The following is a 17,374-nucleotide window of genomic DNA, read 5'->3' as shown; positions in this document are numbered from 1 at the left end:
GACTTAGCGCCCGCCCTTGGCGGCCAGATCGTCAAGGTGCGCGATCAAGGCTTTGGCACCGCCCTTGGCAAACACGCTCGCAAAATCGGCGCGGCGCGTTGCCAACTGGCTGATCGCATTCTTGTAATAGACATCGACGATCTTCCAGCTGCCGCCGCTCTGGCGCAAACGGTAGCCGATCGGAACGGTGTCCCCCTTCGGCGCGGTCAGCGTCGTGCGCACCAATTTGTCGGTGCCGCGCGTCTCGATACGGGGGTCGATGCTGAAGCTCTCCCCGTCATAGCTGCTGAAGTTCGAGGCATATTGGGCAACCGTCATCCGGCGCATCGCCGACACCAACGTGGCCTGGTCGCCCGGTGCCACCTTAACCCAATCGGGCCCGACCGACAGCCGCGTGATCAGGCCGATATCGAAGGTCTGGTCGACCACCGGGCCGATCCGCGCGATTCGGCCCTTGGTGCCAAGCGCGCTGCCGCCCTTCATGATCGTCAGCAAACCTTCGTTCAGCGTCTGAATGGGGGCACGCGCCGGATCGGTCGCTTGCGCGGCAAGCGGAACCGCGCTGCACAATGCCACCATCGGCACGACATATCGCAGGGAGAAAGTCATCAAGAGCTCCTGTTGGGACATTTGGCGATGCCCCAAATAGTGGTTGGCCGTTATCACCGCAGCGGCCCTAGCACAAACCGCTGTAGCGCCGATGAACGCTTTCGGGGCGATCGGGTACCATCGCCATCGCCATCTGCACGACGATAGAGGTTTTCCCGCTTTCTTTATGCTGCGACGCGGCTAGAATAAGCGACCGGGAGGCATACATGACGGATCCGTGTGCGTGCCCTCCGGTCCCGCGCCCGGTTTTCGGCATTTTGAGCGGACGGAAGGACTGTTTTTGCAAGTAATTTTGGCCAACCCGCGCGGTTTCTGCGCAGGCGTGGTACGCGCGATCGAAATCGTCGAGCGCGCGATCGACCGCTACGGCGCGCCGGTCTACGTCCGCCACGAAATCGTCCATAACCGCCACGTCGTCGACACGCTGCGCGCTAAGGGCGCTGTGTTTGTCGAGGAACTGTCCGATGTGCCCGAAGGCGCGATGACGGTGTTCAGCGCGCACGGCGTCGCGCGAACCGTCGAGGAAGAGGCCAAGGCGCGCAAGCTGCCGGTGTTCGACGCGACCTGTCCTTTGGTCACCAAGGTGCATTTGCAGGGTCGGCGCTATGCCAAGGCCGGGCGCACGCTGGTGATGATCGGGCATGAAGGCCATGCCGAAGTGATCGGCACGCGCGGGCAAGTCGATGCGCCGGTCCATCTCGTCTCGACCGAGGCCGATGTGGCAGCCCTCGACATCCCCGAAGATGCCGAAATCGCCTATATCACCCAGACGACGCTGAGCGTGGACGACACCAAGAACGTCATCGCCGCTTTGGCCCGGCGCTTCACCAATTTGATCGGGCCCGACGTTTCCGAAATCTGCTACGCGACGCAGAACCGCCAGAGCGCGGTGCGCGATCTGTGCAAGGTCGCCGATCTGCTGCTGGTGGTAGGCTCCGAAAACAGCTCCAACTCAAGCCGCCTGCGCGACCTGGGTGCCGATGAAGGGTTGCCGAGCTATCTCGTCGCCGATGGCAGCGCGATCGATCCGGCATGGTTCGCAGGCATTGAGCGCGTCGGCCTTACTGCTGGCGCGTCTGCACCCGACGAGCTGGTCGACAGCGTGATCGCGGCGTTGCGCAAGCTCGGCCCGGTCGAGGTCACCCAGCTGGCAGGCGTTGAGGAATCGCTCGAATTCGGCCTGCCGCGCGAGTTGCGCGATCCGCCAGCAACTTCCCAACAGCGCGTTTTGAGCGCATAGGAACCCCCATGAGCCTTCCCCTAGCCCCGCTTGCGCGCATCGGCGCCTACACCCTGAAAAACCACATCAAGGGCGGCAAATATCCGCTCGTGCTGATGCTCGAGCCGCTGCTGCGCTGCAATCTGGCGTGCCCGGGCTGCGGCAAGATCGATTATCCCGATGCGATCCTCAACCAGCGCCTGTCCTATGACCAGTGCATGGACGCGATCGACGAATGCGGCGCGCCTGCCGTGTCGATCGCGGGCGGCGAGCCGTTGCTCCACCGCGACATGCCCAAGATCGTCCAGGGCTATATCGCCAAGAAGAAGTTCGTCATCCTGTGCACCAACGCGCTGCTGATGAAGAAGAAGATCGACGACTATAAGCCGTCGCCCTACTTCACCTGGTCGATCCATCTGGATGGCGACAAGGGGATGCACGACCATGCGGTCGATCAGGCCGGCACCTATGAAGTCGCGATCGAAGCGATCGAAATGGCCAAGGCCAAGGGCTTCCGCGTGCAAGTCAATTGCACCGTGTTCGATGGCGCTGACCCGACCCGCCTCGCCGCGTTCTTCGACGAAATGCAGAAGCGTGGCGTCGAGATCACCATCTCGCCCGGCTATTCCTATGAGCGCGCCGCCGACCAGGAGCATTTCCTGACGCGCGAACGCACCAAGAATTTCTTCCGCGACGTGTTCCGCAAGGGCGATGGCGGCAAGGCGTGGACCTTCACCAACTCGCCCTTGTTCCTCGATTTCCTCGCAGGCAACCAGACCTATGAATGCACGCCCTGGTCGATGCCGCTGCGCACCGTCTTCGGCTGGCAGAAGCCATGCTATCTGGTCGGCGAAGGCTATGTCGAAACCTTTGCCGAGCTGATGGAAGGCACCGACTGGGATCAGTACGGCGTCGGCAAATACGAGAAATGCTCGAACTGCATGGTACATTGCGGGTTCGAGGGCACCGCTGCCAGCGACTCGATCCGCCATCCGCTGAAGATGTTCGCAATCGGCCGCAACGGCGTGCGCACCGAAGGGCCGATGGCCCCTGACATCGACCTGTCCAACGCCCGCAAAGCATCGGACGTCCACTCGCTACACGTCGAGCGCGAACTCGCGAAGATCAAGGCCGCCGACCCCGAGGGCTTCAAGCGCACCCAGCGCGCGGCGTAAGGATGATGTGATGGCCGGGAAACCTGTTGCGAAAGGCGGTCCCGGCCATACGGCAAGTGCGATTCAGGAACTGGATGTGGTGCGCCTGCTGGCCGAGGTGACGCTCGACGAAGGCCGATTGCCGGTCGGCACCTTGGGAACGGCGGTGTTCCGGCACCAGAATGGCGAAGCCTTTGAGGTCGAATTCACGACCCCGTTTCACGCGCTCCTGACGCTCAGGGCAAACGAGGTCGCCGCGCTGGATGGCTAGGCTATCCGGTGGTCGCCTCATAACCGAGGCGAAGGTCCTCGAATATTTGTTGAACGCCGAACACCCGTTCGGAAAGTCGAAAGCGGCATATTTCACGCGCTTCGGCTTCTCGCCCGATGCCCATGTCGTGCTGTTGGAAGCCTTGCTGGCACACCCGGACAGCAACCAAATTATCGCGGTTCAGGAAAATAATTTCGGCACGAAAAGCATCGTTCAGTGTACGCTGAGAACCCCTGATGGTCGTGACCCGTGCATTCGCTCGGTCTGGTTTCTGAAGAAGGGCTCGAAACTTCAGCGGCTGGTTACGGCCTATCCTGCGACCGAATAGCCCAATCCCCCAACGTCTGTCCGACGGACGCGAGCGCGTCGCGCAAGGCTTGAAACGCCGCACCGGCATCGCGGCCGGTGCGGATCAGCGCGGGGAGTTGCGCCGGGTTGCGCGCCAGCGACGCGAGGATCGCGCCGAGTGCGACGCCACCATCAGGCTTCATGCCGACCAAAGCGGCGGGCGGCAGCGCGTGATCGGCACTGTCAGAAATCGTGCGCAGAATCGCGAAGGGCAGGTCGTGCCGCGCGGCGACGCGGGCGGCGATGTGCGATTCCATATCGACCGCGATCGCACCGGTGCGCGCCTGGAGGGCAGCTTTTTCGGCGACCGAGGCGATGATCTGGTCCGCGCCGACGATGGTGCCGCGGTGGGCATTGGGCAGCGCGGAGGCGAGCCACGCCACCAACCCACCGTTCGTTTCGAGCAAAGTCGAGAAACCTGGCACCATCGCAGGTTTCTCGACTTCGCTCGAAACGAACGGGGTGTGAAGCGTTCCGACCACCACATCCCCTGCCCGCAAGGCCGGATCGAGCGCGCCCGCCACGCCGCAGGAGAGCACCGCGGAAACGCCGCCTGCCGCCGCCTCCAGTTCGCGCTCCAGCCGGGTCACATCGCCACCACCAGCGACGACAAAAAACCCCGGTCGCGCGATAATCGCCGCCTCGCGCGTCAGCCCGCAGGCGACGAGGATCGTCACATCCCGAACGCCGGGCGCGGATCGTTCGAGCGCTTCAGATTGCGATAGCGGGCCACCGCCCAGAGCGGGAAATAGACCGGATAGCCATGATAGCGCAGATAGAAGACGCGTGGAAAACCGCCGCCGGTATATTTCTCCTGCCCCCACAGTCCGTCCGCTGCCTGCGTCGCGATCAAATGGCGGATGCCGCGCTCGACCGCGGGATGATCGACCTTGCCCGCCGCCATCAGCGCGAGCAGCGCCCAGCCGGTCTGCGAGGCGGTCGAGGGTGCAGGCGTGTACCCTTTGTAATCGAGCGCATAGCTCTCGCAATCCTCGCCCCAGCCGCCGTCGAGATTCTGGATGTGGATCAGCCAGTCGGCACCCTTGCGCACCATCGGATGCTTCGCATCGAGCCCGGCGGCGTTCAAAGCGCACAGCACCGACCAGGTGCCGTAAATGTAATTCACCCCCCAGCGCCCGAACCAGCTGCCATCGGGCATCTGTTCCTTCTCCAGGAAGGCCAGCGCCGCCTTCATCCGGGGCGTATCGGTCTCGCCGAGTTGCGCCAGCATCGACACCACGCGCGCAGTGACGTCGCTGGTCGGCGGATCGAGCAGCGCGCCATGATCGGCAAAGGGGATGTTGTTGAGATAATGATAGCTGTTGTCGGCATCGAACGCGCCCCAGCCGCCATCCTTGCTTTGCAGCCCGACGGTCCATTCGACCCCGCGCGCGATCGATTCTTCAAAAGCGGCGGGGGTACGATCCTTGGCGCGGTCCATCGCCATCACCACCACCGCGGTATCGTCGAGATCGGGGTAATGCGCGTTGTTATATTGGAACGCCCAGCCGCCGGGGCGGACATCGGGCTTTTCCTCGGCCCAATCGCCCTTCACGTCGAGCACTTGCAGCGGCTTGAGCCACGCCAGCCCCGCCGCCGCGCGCGCCTCTGCCTCCTCGCCCCCCGCTTCCAGCATTGCGTGCGAGGCGAGTGCTGTATCCCACACGGGCGAGACGCAAGGCTGGCAATAGGCCTCGTCATCCTTGACCACGAGCAGCTTCTCGACCGATTCGCGCGCGATCGCCCGTGCCGGGTGATCCTCCGCATAGCCCAGGCAATCGAACATCATCACGCTGTTGGCCATCGCCGGATAGATCGCGCCCAGCCCGTCGACGCCGTTCAACCGCTCGGTCACGAAGGTGACGCAGGCGTCTATCGCGCGCTGGCGCGTGCCCTTGGGCCACAGCGGCTCGACGCCCTTCAGCACAACGTCGAGGCCGTTGAAAAAGGTGGTCCACGCCTGCTTGGTGCCCGCCGCCTTGCTGACCAGCTTGGCGCGCTTGGTCGTGTAAAGTTCGTCGACCAGCACGCCCGAGGGATTGCGCGCGACCGGCTTCTTCGCCGCCAGCACCAGCAACGGCACGATCACCGTGCGCGCCCAATAGGACATTTTGGAGAGATGCACCGGGAACCAGCGCGGCAGCAGGATCAGTTCGACCGGCAGCGTCGGCACCACGCTCCACGGCCCCGCGCCGAACAGCGCCAACTGGATGCGCGTGAAGACGTTGGCAGCCGCCGCCCCGCCCGCTTTGTGGATCGCCGTGCGCGCTTGCACCATGTGCGGCGCATCGATCGAATCGCCGATCATCTTGAGCGCAAAATAGGCCTTTACGCTGGCGCTGACATCGAACGCGCCGCCATGGAACAGGCCCCAGCCGTGATGCGAGGGCGACTGGATCCGGCGCAGATAGACGCCAATCTTGCGCTCGATCTCGGCATTGCGCGGTTCGCCAAGATAATGGCGCAGCAGCACATATTCGGCGGGGATGGTGGCGTCGGCTTCCAGCTCGAACACCCAATGCCCATCGGCATTTTGCAAGGTGCCCAGCGCCGCCGCCGCCTTGTGCGCGGTGGCATCGGCTTCTTCCAACAGGGCGCTGCGGTCTATAGTATCGATGCTCATGCCTGCGCCTTAGCCGAGCCGGGCACCCCGCGCCAAGCGGGCAGCGGTTTCGCCCGATCGCAAGGCACCTTCGATCGTCGCCGGCAGACCCGTTTGCGTCCAGTCCCCGGCCAGAAACAGGTTGCGCCAGCGCGTGGCGGCAGGCGGCCGCTTGGCATCCTGTTCGGGCGTGGCGGCAAAGGTGGCGCGCTTTTCCTTGACGATCTGCCACGGCGGCAGCGTCGGCGGCAGCCCGTGGATCGCGGCGATATCCGCCCAGAAGGTCGCGGCCAACTCAGCCCGGTCGGTGTCGACCAAATGATCAGCGGCGCTGACCGTCACCGAGATGCGATCGGCAAAAGAGAAGATCCATTCCGCCGTCCCGCCAATCACGCCGATCATCGGCGCCACGCCGGGTGGCGGCGTGTACGCAAAGTGCGCGTTGACGATCGCGCGGAAATCATCGGGCACGGTCAACCCCGGCACCAACGACGCCGCGACCCACGGCGGCACCGCCAGGATCACCGCCTCCTCCGCCGCGACCGGCTCTTCGCCGCTCCCGAAATCAAGCGCGATAACGCGATCCTCGGCAAAGCGAAGGCCGCGAAGCCGCCGCCCGAGCGTCAATGTCGTGCCCTGCTGCTCCAGCCACGAAACCGCCGGGTCGACGAATGCCGCCGCCAGCGTTGGCTCGGCAATGCGCGGCCGCATCGCACGCCCGCCTTTGCCCAGCGTCTCGCGCAGCACCGCCGCCGATAGCCGCGCCGAGCCCGACGCCGCCGCCGTATTGAGCACCGCGAGCAACACCGGCTCGATCAATTTGTCCCACACGCCCCCACGCGCATCGATCCGGCCGCCCACCGTCTGCGTAGCCGCCCCGCCCAGCAGACCCGCCAGCCGCAGATAATCACCCGCCCGCGTGCCAGGCACGCGGCGGCCATCGCGGAAGATCCACCATGGCACCGGCCCGTCATTGATGCGCACCGCCCAGCGCGCGCCGCTGCGCCGGTCGACGAACGGGAAATCGGCATGGAGCGGCCCGCTCAGCCGGTCGCTCGCGCCGATCGTCGCGAGATAGTCCACCACCGCGCGATTGCCCGACAGCACCAGATGGTTGCCATTGTCGATCGTCCGCCCGAGCTGCGGATCGTGATAGCTGCGGCAGCGCCCGCCGGCTTGCGCCGCACCATCGACCAGCTCCGCTTTATGCCCGGCGCGCGCGAGATCGACGGCGGCGGCAAGCCCCGCCATCCCGGCCCCGACAATCCGGACCCGCCCGATAGAATCCGCGCGCTTCAACGGAACAGGCTGAGCCGCAACACGGTGAACAGCAACGCGGCCTTGTTGACCTTGATCCGCTCGCGCGGCGGTGCCCAGCCCATTGCCTCCATCCGCACCAGGATGGGCGCGTACACCGCCGCCATCAGTCGCGGTGCCAGCAAATGCCCGCGTGGCCGCTTCGCCAAAATTGCCTCGGCCGCGCGGAAATGTTCGTGTGCGCGCGCCGCCAGCACGCGTGCAGCGGCATCGACGCGCGCATCGCCAACCACAGCCAGCGGATCGCCGAGCGGAATGCCCGCCGCCTGCAACGGCTCCAGCGGCAGATAGACGCGCCCGATCGCGGCGTCTTCATCCACGTCGCGCAGGATATTGGTGAATTGCAAGGCGAGGCCGAGATGGTGCGCCAGCGCGATGCCGGTCTCCTCCTCCATCCCGAAGATCTTGACCGACAAGCGCCCCACCGCCGAAGCGACGCGGTCGCAATACAGGTCCAGCGTGGCCATGGTCGGCCAGCGAACATCCTCGGCGACATCCATTGCCATGCCGTCGATCACCGCCAGAAAATCGGCCTTGTCGAGCGCGAAGCGGCGCACCGCCTCCGCCACCAGCGCCGCCTGCCCCGGATCCCGACCGGCGTAGAGCGACTCGATGTCGGCGCGCCATGCGTCCAAGGCGGCCGCGCGCGCTGGACGATCGCCGATCTCGTCATCGGCGATGTCATCGACTGCGCGGCAAAAGGCATAGACGGCGTACATCGCCTCACGCTGCGCCTTCGGCAGCACGCGCATCCCGGCGTAGAAGGAGCTGCGCGAGACTTGTGCCTGCAGATGCGCCGGGGTCGCCTTGGGGTTCATGCCCGCCCCTTAACCACTTGCTTTGCCGCCGCCAACGCTGCGAGCCCAAACGCCTCGCGCGCGCGGTGGTGGACGCGCTCGGAGAGCGGATCGCGCACTTTCAGGCGCGCGGTCAGGCTCGCGGCAAGGCGGTGGATGATCGCCACCTCAATCCCCAGCCGACGATCGCGAATCGCGGCGGCAAAGCCCGCCGACTGCGCCAGCAATACGCCCGATCGCGCCGCCAGATCGCGGATCACCGCGCGCAGCGCCGGGGTCGCCGTCGGCTGCCTTAGATCCTCGACCGTCGCGCCATGCGCCGCCATGACATCCGCCGGGAGGTAGACCCGCCCGATCGCGCGGAAATCCTTGGCGCAATCCTGCGTGTGGTTGATGACCTGTAGCGCCGCGCACAATGCGTCCGACGCGGGCCAGGTGGCGTGATCCTCGCCATGCACATCCAGCACATAGCGGCCGACCGGCATCGCCGAATAGCGGCAATAGTCGAGCAACGCGGACCAATTGGCATAGCGATCGACCGTGCAATCGCGCTCGAACGCGACGAGCAGGTCGAGCGCGTGCTGCGGGCTTAGCCGATGCGCCTCCATCGTCGCGCGCAGCGCCACCGAAGCCGCGTCGCTATCCTCCGTGCCGAGGATCGACGCGCGCATCGCAGCGAGCAGCGCCAATTTCTCGTCGGCCGAGGCGGCGGCGTTATCGGCCACATCATCGGCCGCGCGCGCGAAATGGTAAAAGGCCATCACGGGCGCGCGATGCTCGCGCTTCAGCAACACCGAGGCGACGGGAAAATTCTCGTCCTTATGCCCCTTGCCCGAGGCAAGCGCGGTGGCGGTGGTCGCGGTGCTCATGCCGACAGATCCGCTTGAACGCGGCCCTTCCACAGGCCCCCGCGTCCGCGCCCATGCTGCCACGCCGACAGCAGCGTGCAGCCTGCATAAAAGGTTGCGATCAATGGCAAGGCAGGTCCCCAAAGTGGCGAACGACGGTAAAATTGCAGCATCGGCTGGAACAGCAGCGCCATGATAGCCCAGGCCGCCAGCGCTGCATAATGCGCCGCGCCGCGCGCGAAAATCGCCAAGATCGGCGGCGCGAGATAGGTCAGCGCGAGGCCGAGCGTGGTGCCCGCCAGCAGCAACGGCGAATAGCGAAGCTGGGCGTAGGCGGAGCGCGAGATCATCGCCGCGACCGAGCCCCACGTGTCGTACCGCCGAATGCTGAGCGCGCGATCGGTCAGGCCAAGCCACACCGCCCCTTGCCGCTTCATCAACGCGCCGAATGCGCAATCGTCGATCAACGCGGAGCGCACCGCCGCAATCCCGCCCGCCGCCGCCAGCGCGCGGCGCTGCACCAGCATCACCCCGCCGGCCGCCGCGCCCAAACCGCGCCCGCGCCGGTTCACCGTCGCAAACGGGTAGAGCATCTGGAAAAACCAGACGAACGCCGGGATCAGCGCACGCTCGGCCAGACTCTCGCAGCGCAGCCGCGCCATGAGCGAGACCAGCACGCGATCATCCGCCACCGCGCGGGTGACCAGGCTGCGCACACTATCGGGCGCGTGCGCGATGTCGGCGTCGGTCAGCAACAGATAGTCGGGCGCGTCGCCTGCCGCAGCGATGCCTTGCGAGACCGCCCACAATTTGCCGGTCCAGCCGGACGCGAGCGGCGCGCCGGTGAGGATCTGCAAACGGTCTGATCCCACGGCGCGGGCGATGTCGGCGGTGCCGTCGCTGCTCGAATCATCGACCAGGACGATGCGGAAGTCGCCGGGATAGTCCTGCGCGGCGAGGCTCGCGATCGATTCGGCGATCACCTCGGCTTCATCGCGCGCGGGCACCACGGCGACGACGGAGGGCCATGCCCCTCCTTCTCCCCTCCCCGGAAGGGAGGGGTTGGGGGTGGGTTGGCCCGTTGAGAGCGCAACGCCTGCACTAGGCCGACCCACCCCCGGCCCCTCCCTTCCAGGGAGGGGAGCAATCGCGCCATCCCGCTCGCGCGTCAGCCAGAACCCGTCGCGCCCAAGCGCCAGCACGATCCAGATCAACAGCGACAGCGTGGCAATTCCGAGCGCGATCACGCCAGCATCCCCGCCTGGCGGAACCACGCCACCGCATCCTCCAGCGCCGCCCGATAAGGCCGTGCGCGATAGCCGAGTTCGGTCTCGGCCTTGGTGCTCGCATAATACATGTCGTGGGCGGCCATGCGCAGCGCATCCAGCGTCAGGAACGGCTCCTTGCCCGTCACCCGCGCGACCTGTTCGTTGATCCACGCCAGCGGGAAGAGCGGCGCGCGCGGGATCTGCACGGTGGGCGGCTTGCGCCCGACGATCGCCGCGACATCTGCCAGCATCTGGCGCAGCGACACATCCCGCCCGCCCAGCACATAGCGCTCGCCAATCCGGCCGCGTTCCATTGCCGCGATATGGCCCTCGGCCACGTCATCGACATGGACGAGGTTCAAGCCGCTTTCGACAAAGGCGGGCATCCGCCCCGACGCCGCCTCGACGATGATTCGCCCGGTCGGCGTCGGGCGCGCATCGCGCGGGCCGATCGGGGTCGAGGGATTGACGATCACTGCGGGCAGCCCCTGCTCGGCCACCATCGCCTCGACCAGCCGCTCGGCCACCACCTTGCTGCGCTTATAGGCACCGACCGCCTGTTCGGGCGTGGCCGGGCGCGTTTCGTCGGAGGGTTTGCCGTGGTCGGGCCGCAGCGTCGCCACGCTACTGGTATAGACGATTCGCTCGACCCCGGCGGCCAGCGCCGCCTGCATCACGGCGCGCGTGCTGGCGAGATTGTTGCGGACAATTTCCTCGGGGTCGGGAGCCCAGATGCGATAGTCGGCAGCGACATGATAGAGGTGCGCCACGCCCGCCATCGCCCGCGCCATCGCAGCGGCATCGCGCGCGTCACCCTCGACCAGTTCGCCCGGAAAATCCGCCAAATTGGTCCGCGCGCTGCCTGCCCGCGCCAGCCCGCGCACGCGCGCGCCGCCCGCTGCCAGCCGCCGCGCGACGGCCGAGCCGACAAAACCGGAGACGCCGGTGACAAGGATGATGGGTCGATCGGTCAAGCAGCCTCCAGTGGCGGTGGCTTTAGTGCGACGCGGCGCAAGAGCAAATACCAAGGGGCAGCGGACAGGCAGAAAGGACCGAACCGGTGCGAACATGACAGCTTTTTCATGTCCGCGCGCCTATACCCGTCCCCCGCGCGGCGTTACGAGGGAGGCATCGTGACCCACATTCTGCAGAGTATCGGTACGGCGCTGGGCTGGCTGGCGATCGTGCTGGCGGTGTTCGGCATCGTCTATTCGGTGGCCGCAGCGATCGTGTTCCGGCGCTTTTTCGCTGGTGCCAGACCAGCGTCCGCCCGCACCGAAGCTGTTACCCTGCTCAAGCCGCTTTATGGGGCCGAACCGCGTCTGTTCGACAATCTCGCGACCTTCCTGACGCAGGACCATGCCGGGCCGCTGCAACTCGTGTGCGGTGTGCAGCGCGCCGACGATCCGGCGATCGCGGTCGTCGAGGCGCTGAAAACCGCCTATCCGAACGCCGATATCGAACTGGTGATCGATCCCACGATCCACGGCGCGAGCGGCAAACTCTCCAACCTCATCAACATGGACCGCGCCGCGCGCCATCCCTTTGTGGTGCTCAGCGACAGCGACATCGCGGTCGCGCCCGATTATCTGGCGCAACTGCTCGCCACGCTCGACGACCCTGCGGTGGGCGCGGTGACCTGCATTTATTCCGGGCGCGGCGATGCCGGTTTCTGGTCGCGCCTGGTCGCAGCGGGCGTGACCTATCAATTCATGCTGGGCGTGGCCTTTGGGGTGTCGAATCGGCTGGCCGCGCCGTGCATGGGATCGACGATCGCGCTCAAGCGCGAGACGCTCGACAAGATCGGCGGCTTCCAGCGCTTCGCCGATGTGCTGGCCGACGATTATGCGATTGGCGAGGGCGTGCGCGCCCTTGGCCTCCGCGTCGCGGTGCCGCCGGTTCTGGTAACGCACGCCTGCGATGAAACCAGCCTGTCGCAACTATGGCGGCATGAACTCCGCTGGGGCGCGACCGTCCGGGACGTCGCCTTCTGGCCCTATGTCGGCATTGTTATCGGCCTGCCCTTCCCCACCGCGCTCTTGGCTGCGCTGTATGCGCCACAGTTCGGGCTTTTGCTCGCCCTTGCAGCAGCAATTGCGCGGTTGGTGGTTGTGCGAAACGTCGATGCAGCAGTAGGGGGGCGGATCGCACCGCTGTGGATGGCGCTGCTGCATGATGGCCTGGCTTTTGCGGTGTATATCGCGAGCTTCTTCGTGCGGTCGGTTGATTGGCGCGGTGCAACACTTAAAATGAAGACGGACGGCCGCATTGTCTCGGCCTCCACGGAGCAACAAGCATGATGCGGACCCTTTTCCTCCAGGCACCCTCTTTCGACGGGTATGACGGCGGTGCCGGGGCGCGCTACCAGATGAAGCGCGAGGTCAAATCCTTCTGGTATCCGACCTGGATCGCCCAGCCGGCGGCGATGATCGAGGGATCGAAGCTGATCGACGCGCCCGCGCACGACCAGTCGTGGGAGGACATCGCGCACGCATTCGACGATCGCGATCTGGTCATTCTCCACACCTCGACGCCGAGCTTCAACCAGGACATCCGCACCGCGCGCCTGATCAAGGAGCGCAACCCGAAGATCATCGTCGCCTTTGTCGGCGCCAAGGTAATGATCGAGGACAAGGCCAGCCTGGAAGCGTGCGAGGCGATCGACCTCGTTTGCCGCGAGGAATATGATTTCACCTGCGTCGAACTGGCCGAGGGCCGCCCCTTTGCCGAAATCGACGGCATCACGTGGCGCGCGCCCGACGGGACGATCGTGCGCAACAAGGACCGCGCGCAGATCGAGGACATGGACGTCCTCCCGATGGTCTCGCCGATCTACAAGCGCGATCTCGATACGTCGAAATATTATGGCGGCTATCAGCGCCATCCGTATGTCTCGTTCTACACCGGGCGCGGCTGCAAGAGCCGCTGCACCTTCTGCCTGTGGCCGCAAACGATCAGCGGGCATCGCTATCGCCACCGCAGCGTCCCCAAGGTCATTGAGGAAGTGAAATACATCCTCAAGGAAATGCCCGAGGTGAACGAGATCTTCTTCGACGACGATACGCTCGCCGATGCGCATGATTTCGTCGTCGAGTTGTCGGGCGAGCTGCGCAAGCTCGGCTTCGGCACGCCCGGCTTCCGCGTCACCTGGGGCTGCAATGCCAAGGCGAACGTGCCCCAGCCCGTGCTGAAGGCGATGAAGGAAGGCGGCTGCCGCGTGCTGCTCGTCGGCTATGAAAGCGGCAATCAGCAGATTCTGCACAACATCAAGAAGGGGCTGCGCACCGATGTCGCGCGGCAGTTCACCAAGGATGCGCATGCGCTTGGTCTGACCATCCACGGCACCTTCATCCTCGGCCTGCCCGGCGAGACGCTGGAGACGATCGAGGAAACGATCAACTACGCCAAGGAAATCAACCCGCACACGATCCAGGTGTCGCTGGCCGCACCCTATCCGGGCACCTTCCTGTACAAGCAGGCAACCGAAAATGGCTGGTTCGACAGCTCGCACGACCTGCTGACCGATGGCGGCAATCAGATCGCGCAGTTGAGCTACCCGCATCTGTCCTCGGCGGTGATTTTCGATAAGGTCGAGGAGTTCTACAAGCGCTTCTACTTCCGCCCGTCCAAGATCTGGGAAATTGTCCGCGAGATGCTGACCGATTGGGACATGATGAAGCGCCGCCTGCGCGAGGGGGTTGAATTCTTCGACTTCCTGCGCCGCCGCAAGGAAGCTGCATAAGGCACGGCCATGACCACGCTTGCCGAGATGACCGTCAATGAGCGGATCGCCGCGACCGGTCGCGAAGAAGCCTGGGATGCGGCGGTACGCGCAGGCGACCGCGACGCGATGATCGCGGTGTTGCGCCGCGTCGCCGTCGCCAGCCCGGGCAATGTGGCCGATGCGGTGCTGGCCGACCCGGAGTTTTACGGGTTCCCCCGGCGGTGAAGACCGCGATCATCACCGCCGATGATTTCGGCGTGTCGATCGAGGTCAATCGCGCGGTCGAACAAGCCAACCGCGAGGGGGTACTAACCGTCACCAGCCTGATGGTAACGGGCGATGCCGCCGCCGATGCGGTGGAGCGCGCGCACGCGACGCCGACGCTGGGCGTCGGGCTGCACGTTGCGCTGGCCGAAACCCCGCCCGCTTTGCCGCCATCGGATATTCCCGACCTGGTTGATGCGAACGGGCAGTTCCGGATCGAATCCTTGCCGGTCGCGCTGGCGCTGCTGGCCAAGCCGTCGGTGCGCCGCCAGTTGGAGGCCGAGATCGAGGCGCAGTTCGCTTTGTTTGCGGCGACGGGACTGGCGCTCGACCATGTCAATTCGCACAAGCATATGCATTTGCACCCGGTGATCGGGGCGACGCTGCTCAAGGTCGGGCTGCGCCACGGGATGAAGGCGCTGCGCGCACCGGTTGAAGAGCGCGCTTCGCTCGCGGCGTTCGAACCCGTCACCGGACTGGATATCGCCAAGCCGTTCGCGCGGCATATCCAGCGCTCGGGCCGTGCCGCCGGGATGAAAGTACCCGACCGCACCTTTGGCCTCGCCTGGTCGGGCGCGATGCACGCGGCCCGGTTGCGCGGCATTCTCGAAAACCTGCCCGATGGCGTGAACGAAATTTACCTGCACCCCGCGACCGGAACCTACCCCTTGGCCGCGCCGGGCTATCAATATGAAGCGGAATTGGCGGCGTTGCTGGATCCGCAAGCCCGTTCGATCGTTACGCGTAACGATATTAGATTGGCGCGCTTCGCCGATCTCTAGCGGGAGAAAGGCCCCATGAATTTCATCTCCAAAGCGATTGCCCCCGCATCCCCCGCGCCCGGTGCTCCCGTCCCGCTTGGCAGCACGGCCCACAAAATCCTGTTCTGCCGCACCGTGCTCGACACGCACGATCCCTATCGACCGGCGTTGATCGACTGGCCGGTGCTGGACGACGAGACCCGCAACCGGATCGTGTCGCTGCCGATCTGGGACATTGCCGTCGCGACCGAAGGCCGCGCGGGCATGAACGTCAAAACCTATGGCGAGCAGATCACCGATCCGCTGCTGCGCGACGCGATCGACATGAACGCGTTTGAGGAAAGCCGCCACAAGATCGTGCTGGCCGACATGGTGACCTTTTACGGAATCGAGTTGCAGCCGGAGGAAGCGTATAAACGCCCGCGCGACCCCGAATTCGCGTTCATGCGCACCGGCTTTTCCGAATGCATCGACAGTTTCTTCGGCTTTGGCCTGTTCAAGATCGCCAAGGATTCCGGCTTCTTTCCGCCTGAGCTGGTCGACACGTTCGAACCCGTGATGCGCGAGGAAGGACGGCATATCCTGTTCTTCGTCAATTGGGTGGCGTGGTGGCGGCGCAATATGCCGTGGTGGCGGCGGCCCTATTTCGAGCTGAAAGTGTGGGTGGTGTGGCTGTTCCTGATCTGGGAACGGATCGACATGGCCAAGGGCATGGGTGAGAACAACACCAAGGCGCAGGAAAACAATTTCACGCTCAACGGCTCCAAGGAACTGGGCGTCGAAATCGAATTCCCCGAACTCGCCGCGATCTGCCTGTCCGAAAACGACCGAAGGCTGTCCGTCTATGACCAGCGGCTGATCCGCCCGAAATTCGTTCCGGGTGCAATCCGTCTCGCGTTGCGGCTGATGGGCAAGAAGGCGCTGGCCGCGCGCTGATCGCCTGCCTTCGCGATGGATCGGGGCTTGATCGATTCACGCGAAGGCGCGAAGGCGCGAAGATGGTCGGACACGCCCGCGCGCAGCGCCCCAGATCCAATGTCAGCGAAAGCCATCGCTTTGCGATGCGCAGACGCTCTTTGCGCCTTTGCGCCTTCGCGTGCGCAAATTCGCTACCGCGCCGGAGCCGAGCGCCAATCGCGGTCGCGAATCGATGAACCGCTCCGCCCGGATCGGGCTGCTCCTTGCCACCGTTATCGGGCTGGTCGTTGCTGCGGGCGCGGTCGGCACGGTCGGGCTCGTCCAAGTCGGCGCGGCGATGGCGTCGATCGGCTGGCTCGGCATGGCGAGCTTCGTCTTATGGTCGGGCGGCGTGCTCGCCTTGCTTGGCATGGCGTGGGTCGCGGTCGCGCCAAGTGAGACTGCGGACCGCTTATGGCTGTTCGTGTGGGCGCGCACCACGCGCGAGGCCGCGACCGATATCCTGCCCTTTTCGCAATTGGGTGGCCTGGTCGTGGGGGCGCGGACGCTGGCCGCGTTCGGCGTACCGCAGCCGGTGATCTACGCCTCGATGATCGCCGATTTGACGACCGAGATGGCCGCGCAATTGATCTTCACGCTGTTCGGGGTGGGCGTGTTGCTGCTGGTGCTGACGCATGCGGCGGTTCAGCAGGGGCTCGTCCCGCTGGCGCTGGGGGGCGTGGGCGCGATGGTCGCGCTGATGCTGCTGTTCGTGTTCGCACAGCGACCGATGCTGAAGCTTGCGGGGTCGCTCGGCGCGCGCTTGCTGCCGGGCTCGGTCGCGGCAATGGCGGCGGTGCGCGAGCAGCTCGATGCAATCTACCGTGAACCGCGCCGCGTCATCGCTGCGTTCCTGTTCAATCTCGCCGCCTGGCTGGCCAGCGCCACCGGTGCCTGGATTGCCTTATGGTTCATGGGCAGCCAGGTGCCGTTATGGGCGGTGCTGATGATCGAGGCGCTGATCTTCACGCTGCGCAGCGTCGCCTTCGCCATTCCCGGCGCGATCGGGGTGCAGGAAGCCGCCTATGTGCTGATCGGCCCGCTGGTCGGCCTGCCACCCGCGACCGCGCTGGCGCTGTCGCTGCTCAAGCGCGCGCGCGACGTGGTTATCGCCGTGCCCGCCTTGCTGGTCTGGCAAATTGGAGAATATCGCCGCGCCGTCAGTTGAGCTTTGCGCGGCGTCAATTGCCCAAGCCAGTACGCCGCCGTATAGCGTAGAATATAGTCCAGTGAAG

The 17,374-nt window shown here is 65.4% G+C and carries 18 protein-coding genes; 10 read left to right on the top strand and 8 right to left on the bottom strand.

Annotation, left to right across the window (positions count from 1 at the left end):
- Positions 1–3: 3 nt before the first annotated feature.
- Positions 4–609, bottom strand: coding sequence for an ABC transporter substrate-binding protein (locus tag H4W01_RS04540; protein ID WP_209610072.1), 606 nt, complete (start codon positions 607–609; stop codon positions 4–6).
- Positions 610–889: 280 nt separating this feature from the next.
- Between H4W01_RS04540 and ispH the strand changes: the two genes are divergently transcribed.
- From ispH to H4W01_RS04520, 4 genes are read left to right on the top strand one after another with little or no spacing between them, the layout of a single operon-like run.
- Complete coding sequence (ispH, locus tag H4W01_RS04535; RefSeq protein ID WP_209610071.1) at positions 890–1,849, top strand: 4-hydroxy-3-methylbut-2-enyl diphosphate reductase; 960 nt, start codon at positions 890–892, stop codon at positions 1,847–1,849.
- Between the two features lie 8 nt (positions 1,850–1,857).
- Positions 1,858–3,003 (top strand): adenosyl-hopene transferase HpnH, encoded by a 1,146-nt coding sequence (hpnH, locus tag H4W01_RS04530; protein WP_209610070.1) that lies wholly within the window; start codon positions 1,858–1,860, stop codon positions 3,001–3,003.
- Between the two features lie 10 nt (positions 3,004–3,013).
- A complete protein-coding gene (locus H4W01_RS04525; protein ID WP_209610069.1) occupies positions 3,014–3,253 on the top strand; it encodes a DUF4926 domain-containing protein in 240 nt (79 codons plus the stop codon).
- Positions 3,254–3,302: 49 nt separating this feature from the next.
- Positions 3,303–3,581, top strand: a complete 279-nt coding sequence (locus H4W01_RS04520; RefSeq protein ID WP_334685148.1) for a DUF6883 domain-containing protein — start codon at positions 3,303–3,305, stop codon at positions 3,579–3,581.
- Here the strand turns inward: H4W01_RS04520 and H4W01_RS04515 are convergent.
- Genes H4W01_RS04515 through hpnA form a run of 7 tightly spaced genes read right to left on the bottom strand, consistent with a single transcriptional unit; the run spans position 3,556 to position 11,407 of the window.
- Positions 3,556–4,278, bottom strand: a complete 723-nt coding sequence (locus tag H4W01_RS04515; RefSeq protein WP_209610067.1) for a phosphorylase family protein — start codon at positions 4,276–4,278, stop codon at positions 3,556–3,558. The genes H4W01_RS04520 and H4W01_RS04515 overlap by 26 nt on opposite strands.
- A complete protein-coding gene (shc, locus tag H4W01_RS04510) occupies positions 4,275–6,224 on the bottom strand; it encodes a squalene--hopene cyclase (RefSeq protein ID WP_209610066.1) in 1,950 nt (649 codons plus the stop codon). Before shc ends, H4W01_RS04515 begins: the two co-directional genes overlap by 4 nt.
- 9 nt (positions 6,225–6,233) lie before the next feature.
- Positions 6,234–7,454 carry a hydroxysqualene dehydroxylase HpnE gene (gene hpnE, locus H4W01_RS04505; protein ID WP_435804137.1) on the bottom strand — a complete coding sequence of 407 codons (1,221 nt, stop codon included), beginning with the start codon at positions 7,452–7,454 and terminating at the stop codon, positions 6,234–6,236.
- Positions 7,455–7,498: 44 nt separating this feature from the next.
- Positions 7,499–8,338: a presqualene diphosphate synthase HpnD gene (gene hpnD, locus H4W01_RS04500; RefSeq protein WP_209610065.1), complete on the bottom strand. Its 840-nt coding sequence runs from the start codon at positions 8,336–8,338 to the stop codon at positions 7,499–7,501.
- Positions 8,335–9,186: a squalene synthase HpnC gene (gene hpnC / locus H4W01_RS04495; protein ID WP_209610064.1), complete on the bottom strand. Its 852-nt coding sequence runs from the start codon at positions 9,184–9,186 to the stop codon at positions 8,335–8,337. Before hpnC ends, hpnD begins: the two co-directional genes overlap by 4 nt.
- Complete coding sequence (locus H4W01_RS04490; protein WP_334685147.1) at positions 9,183–10,412, bottom strand: glycosyltransferase; 1,230 nt, start codon at positions 10,410–10,412, stop codon at positions 9,183–9,185. The genes hpnC and H4W01_RS04490 overlap by 4 nt, the downstream gene beginning before the upstream one ends.
- Positions 10,409–11,407, bottom strand: coding sequence for a hopanoid-associated sugar epimerase (hpnA, locus tag H4W01_RS04485; RefSeq protein WP_209610062.1), 999 nt, complete (start codon positions 11,405–11,407; stop codon positions 10,409–10,411). Before hpnA ends, H4W01_RS04490 begins: the two co-directional genes overlap by 4 nt.
- A gap of 159 nt (positions 11,408–11,566) precedes the next feature.
- Between hpnA and hpnI the strand changes: the two genes are divergently transcribed.
- The 6 genes from hpnI to H4W01_RS04455 all read left to right on the top strand — a co-directional run bounded on the left by hpnI (position 11,567) and on the right by H4W01_RS04455 (position 17,307).
- Complete coding sequence (gene hpnI, locus H4W01_RS04480) at positions 11,567–12,733, top strand: bacteriohopanetetrol glucosamine biosynthesis glycosyltransferase HpnI (RefSeq protein ID WP_209610061.1); 1,167 nt, start codon at positions 11,567–11,569, stop codon at positions 12,731–12,733.
- Positions 12,730–14,175: a hopanoid biosynthesis associated radical SAM protein HpnJ gene (gene hpnJ, locus H4W01_RS04475; protein WP_010407791.1), complete on the top strand. Its 1,446-nt coding sequence runs from the start codon at positions 12,730–12,732 to the stop codon at positions 14,173–14,175. The genes hpnI and hpnJ overlap by 4 nt, the downstream gene beginning before the upstream one ends.
- Before the next feature lie 9 nt (positions 14,176–14,184).
- Complete coding sequence (locus H4W01_RS04470; RefSeq protein WP_010407788.1) at positions 14,185–14,382, top strand: hypothetical protein; 198 nt, start codon at positions 14,185–14,187, stop codon at positions 14,380–14,382.
- Positions 14,379–15,203, top strand: a complete 825-nt coding sequence (hpnK, locus tag H4W01_RS04465; RefSeq protein ID WP_209610060.1) for a hopanoid biosynthesis-associated protein HpnK — start codon at positions 14,379–14,381, stop codon at positions 15,201–15,203. Before H4W01_RS04470 ends, hpnK begins: the two co-directional genes overlap by 4 nt.
- Positions 15,204–15,218: 15 nt before the next feature.
- Positions 15,219–16,118, top strand: coding sequence for a ferritin-like domain-containing protein (locus tag H4W01_RS04460; protein ID WP_209610059.1), 900 nt, complete (start codon positions 15,219–15,221; stop codon positions 16,116–16,118).
- 160 nt (positions 16,119–16,278) lie between these two features.
- Positions 16,279–17,307, top strand: coding sequence for a lysylphosphatidylglycerol synthase domain-containing protein (locus tag H4W01_RS04455; protein ID WP_334685146.1), 1,029 nt, complete (start codon positions 16,279–16,281; stop codon positions 17,305–17,307).
- Positions 17,308–17,374: the final 67 nt, after the last annotated feature.

Source organism: Sphingomonas sp. PL20 (assembly GCF_017875905.1).
GTDB classification, from domain to species: domain Bacteria; phylum Pseudomonadota; class Alphaproteobacteria; order Sphingomonadales; family Sphingomonadaceae; genus Sphingomonas; species Sphingomonas echinoides.
The sequence above is the reverse complement of the archived record's forward strand: the minus strand, read 5'-3'. Positions and strand labels throughout refer to the sequence as shown.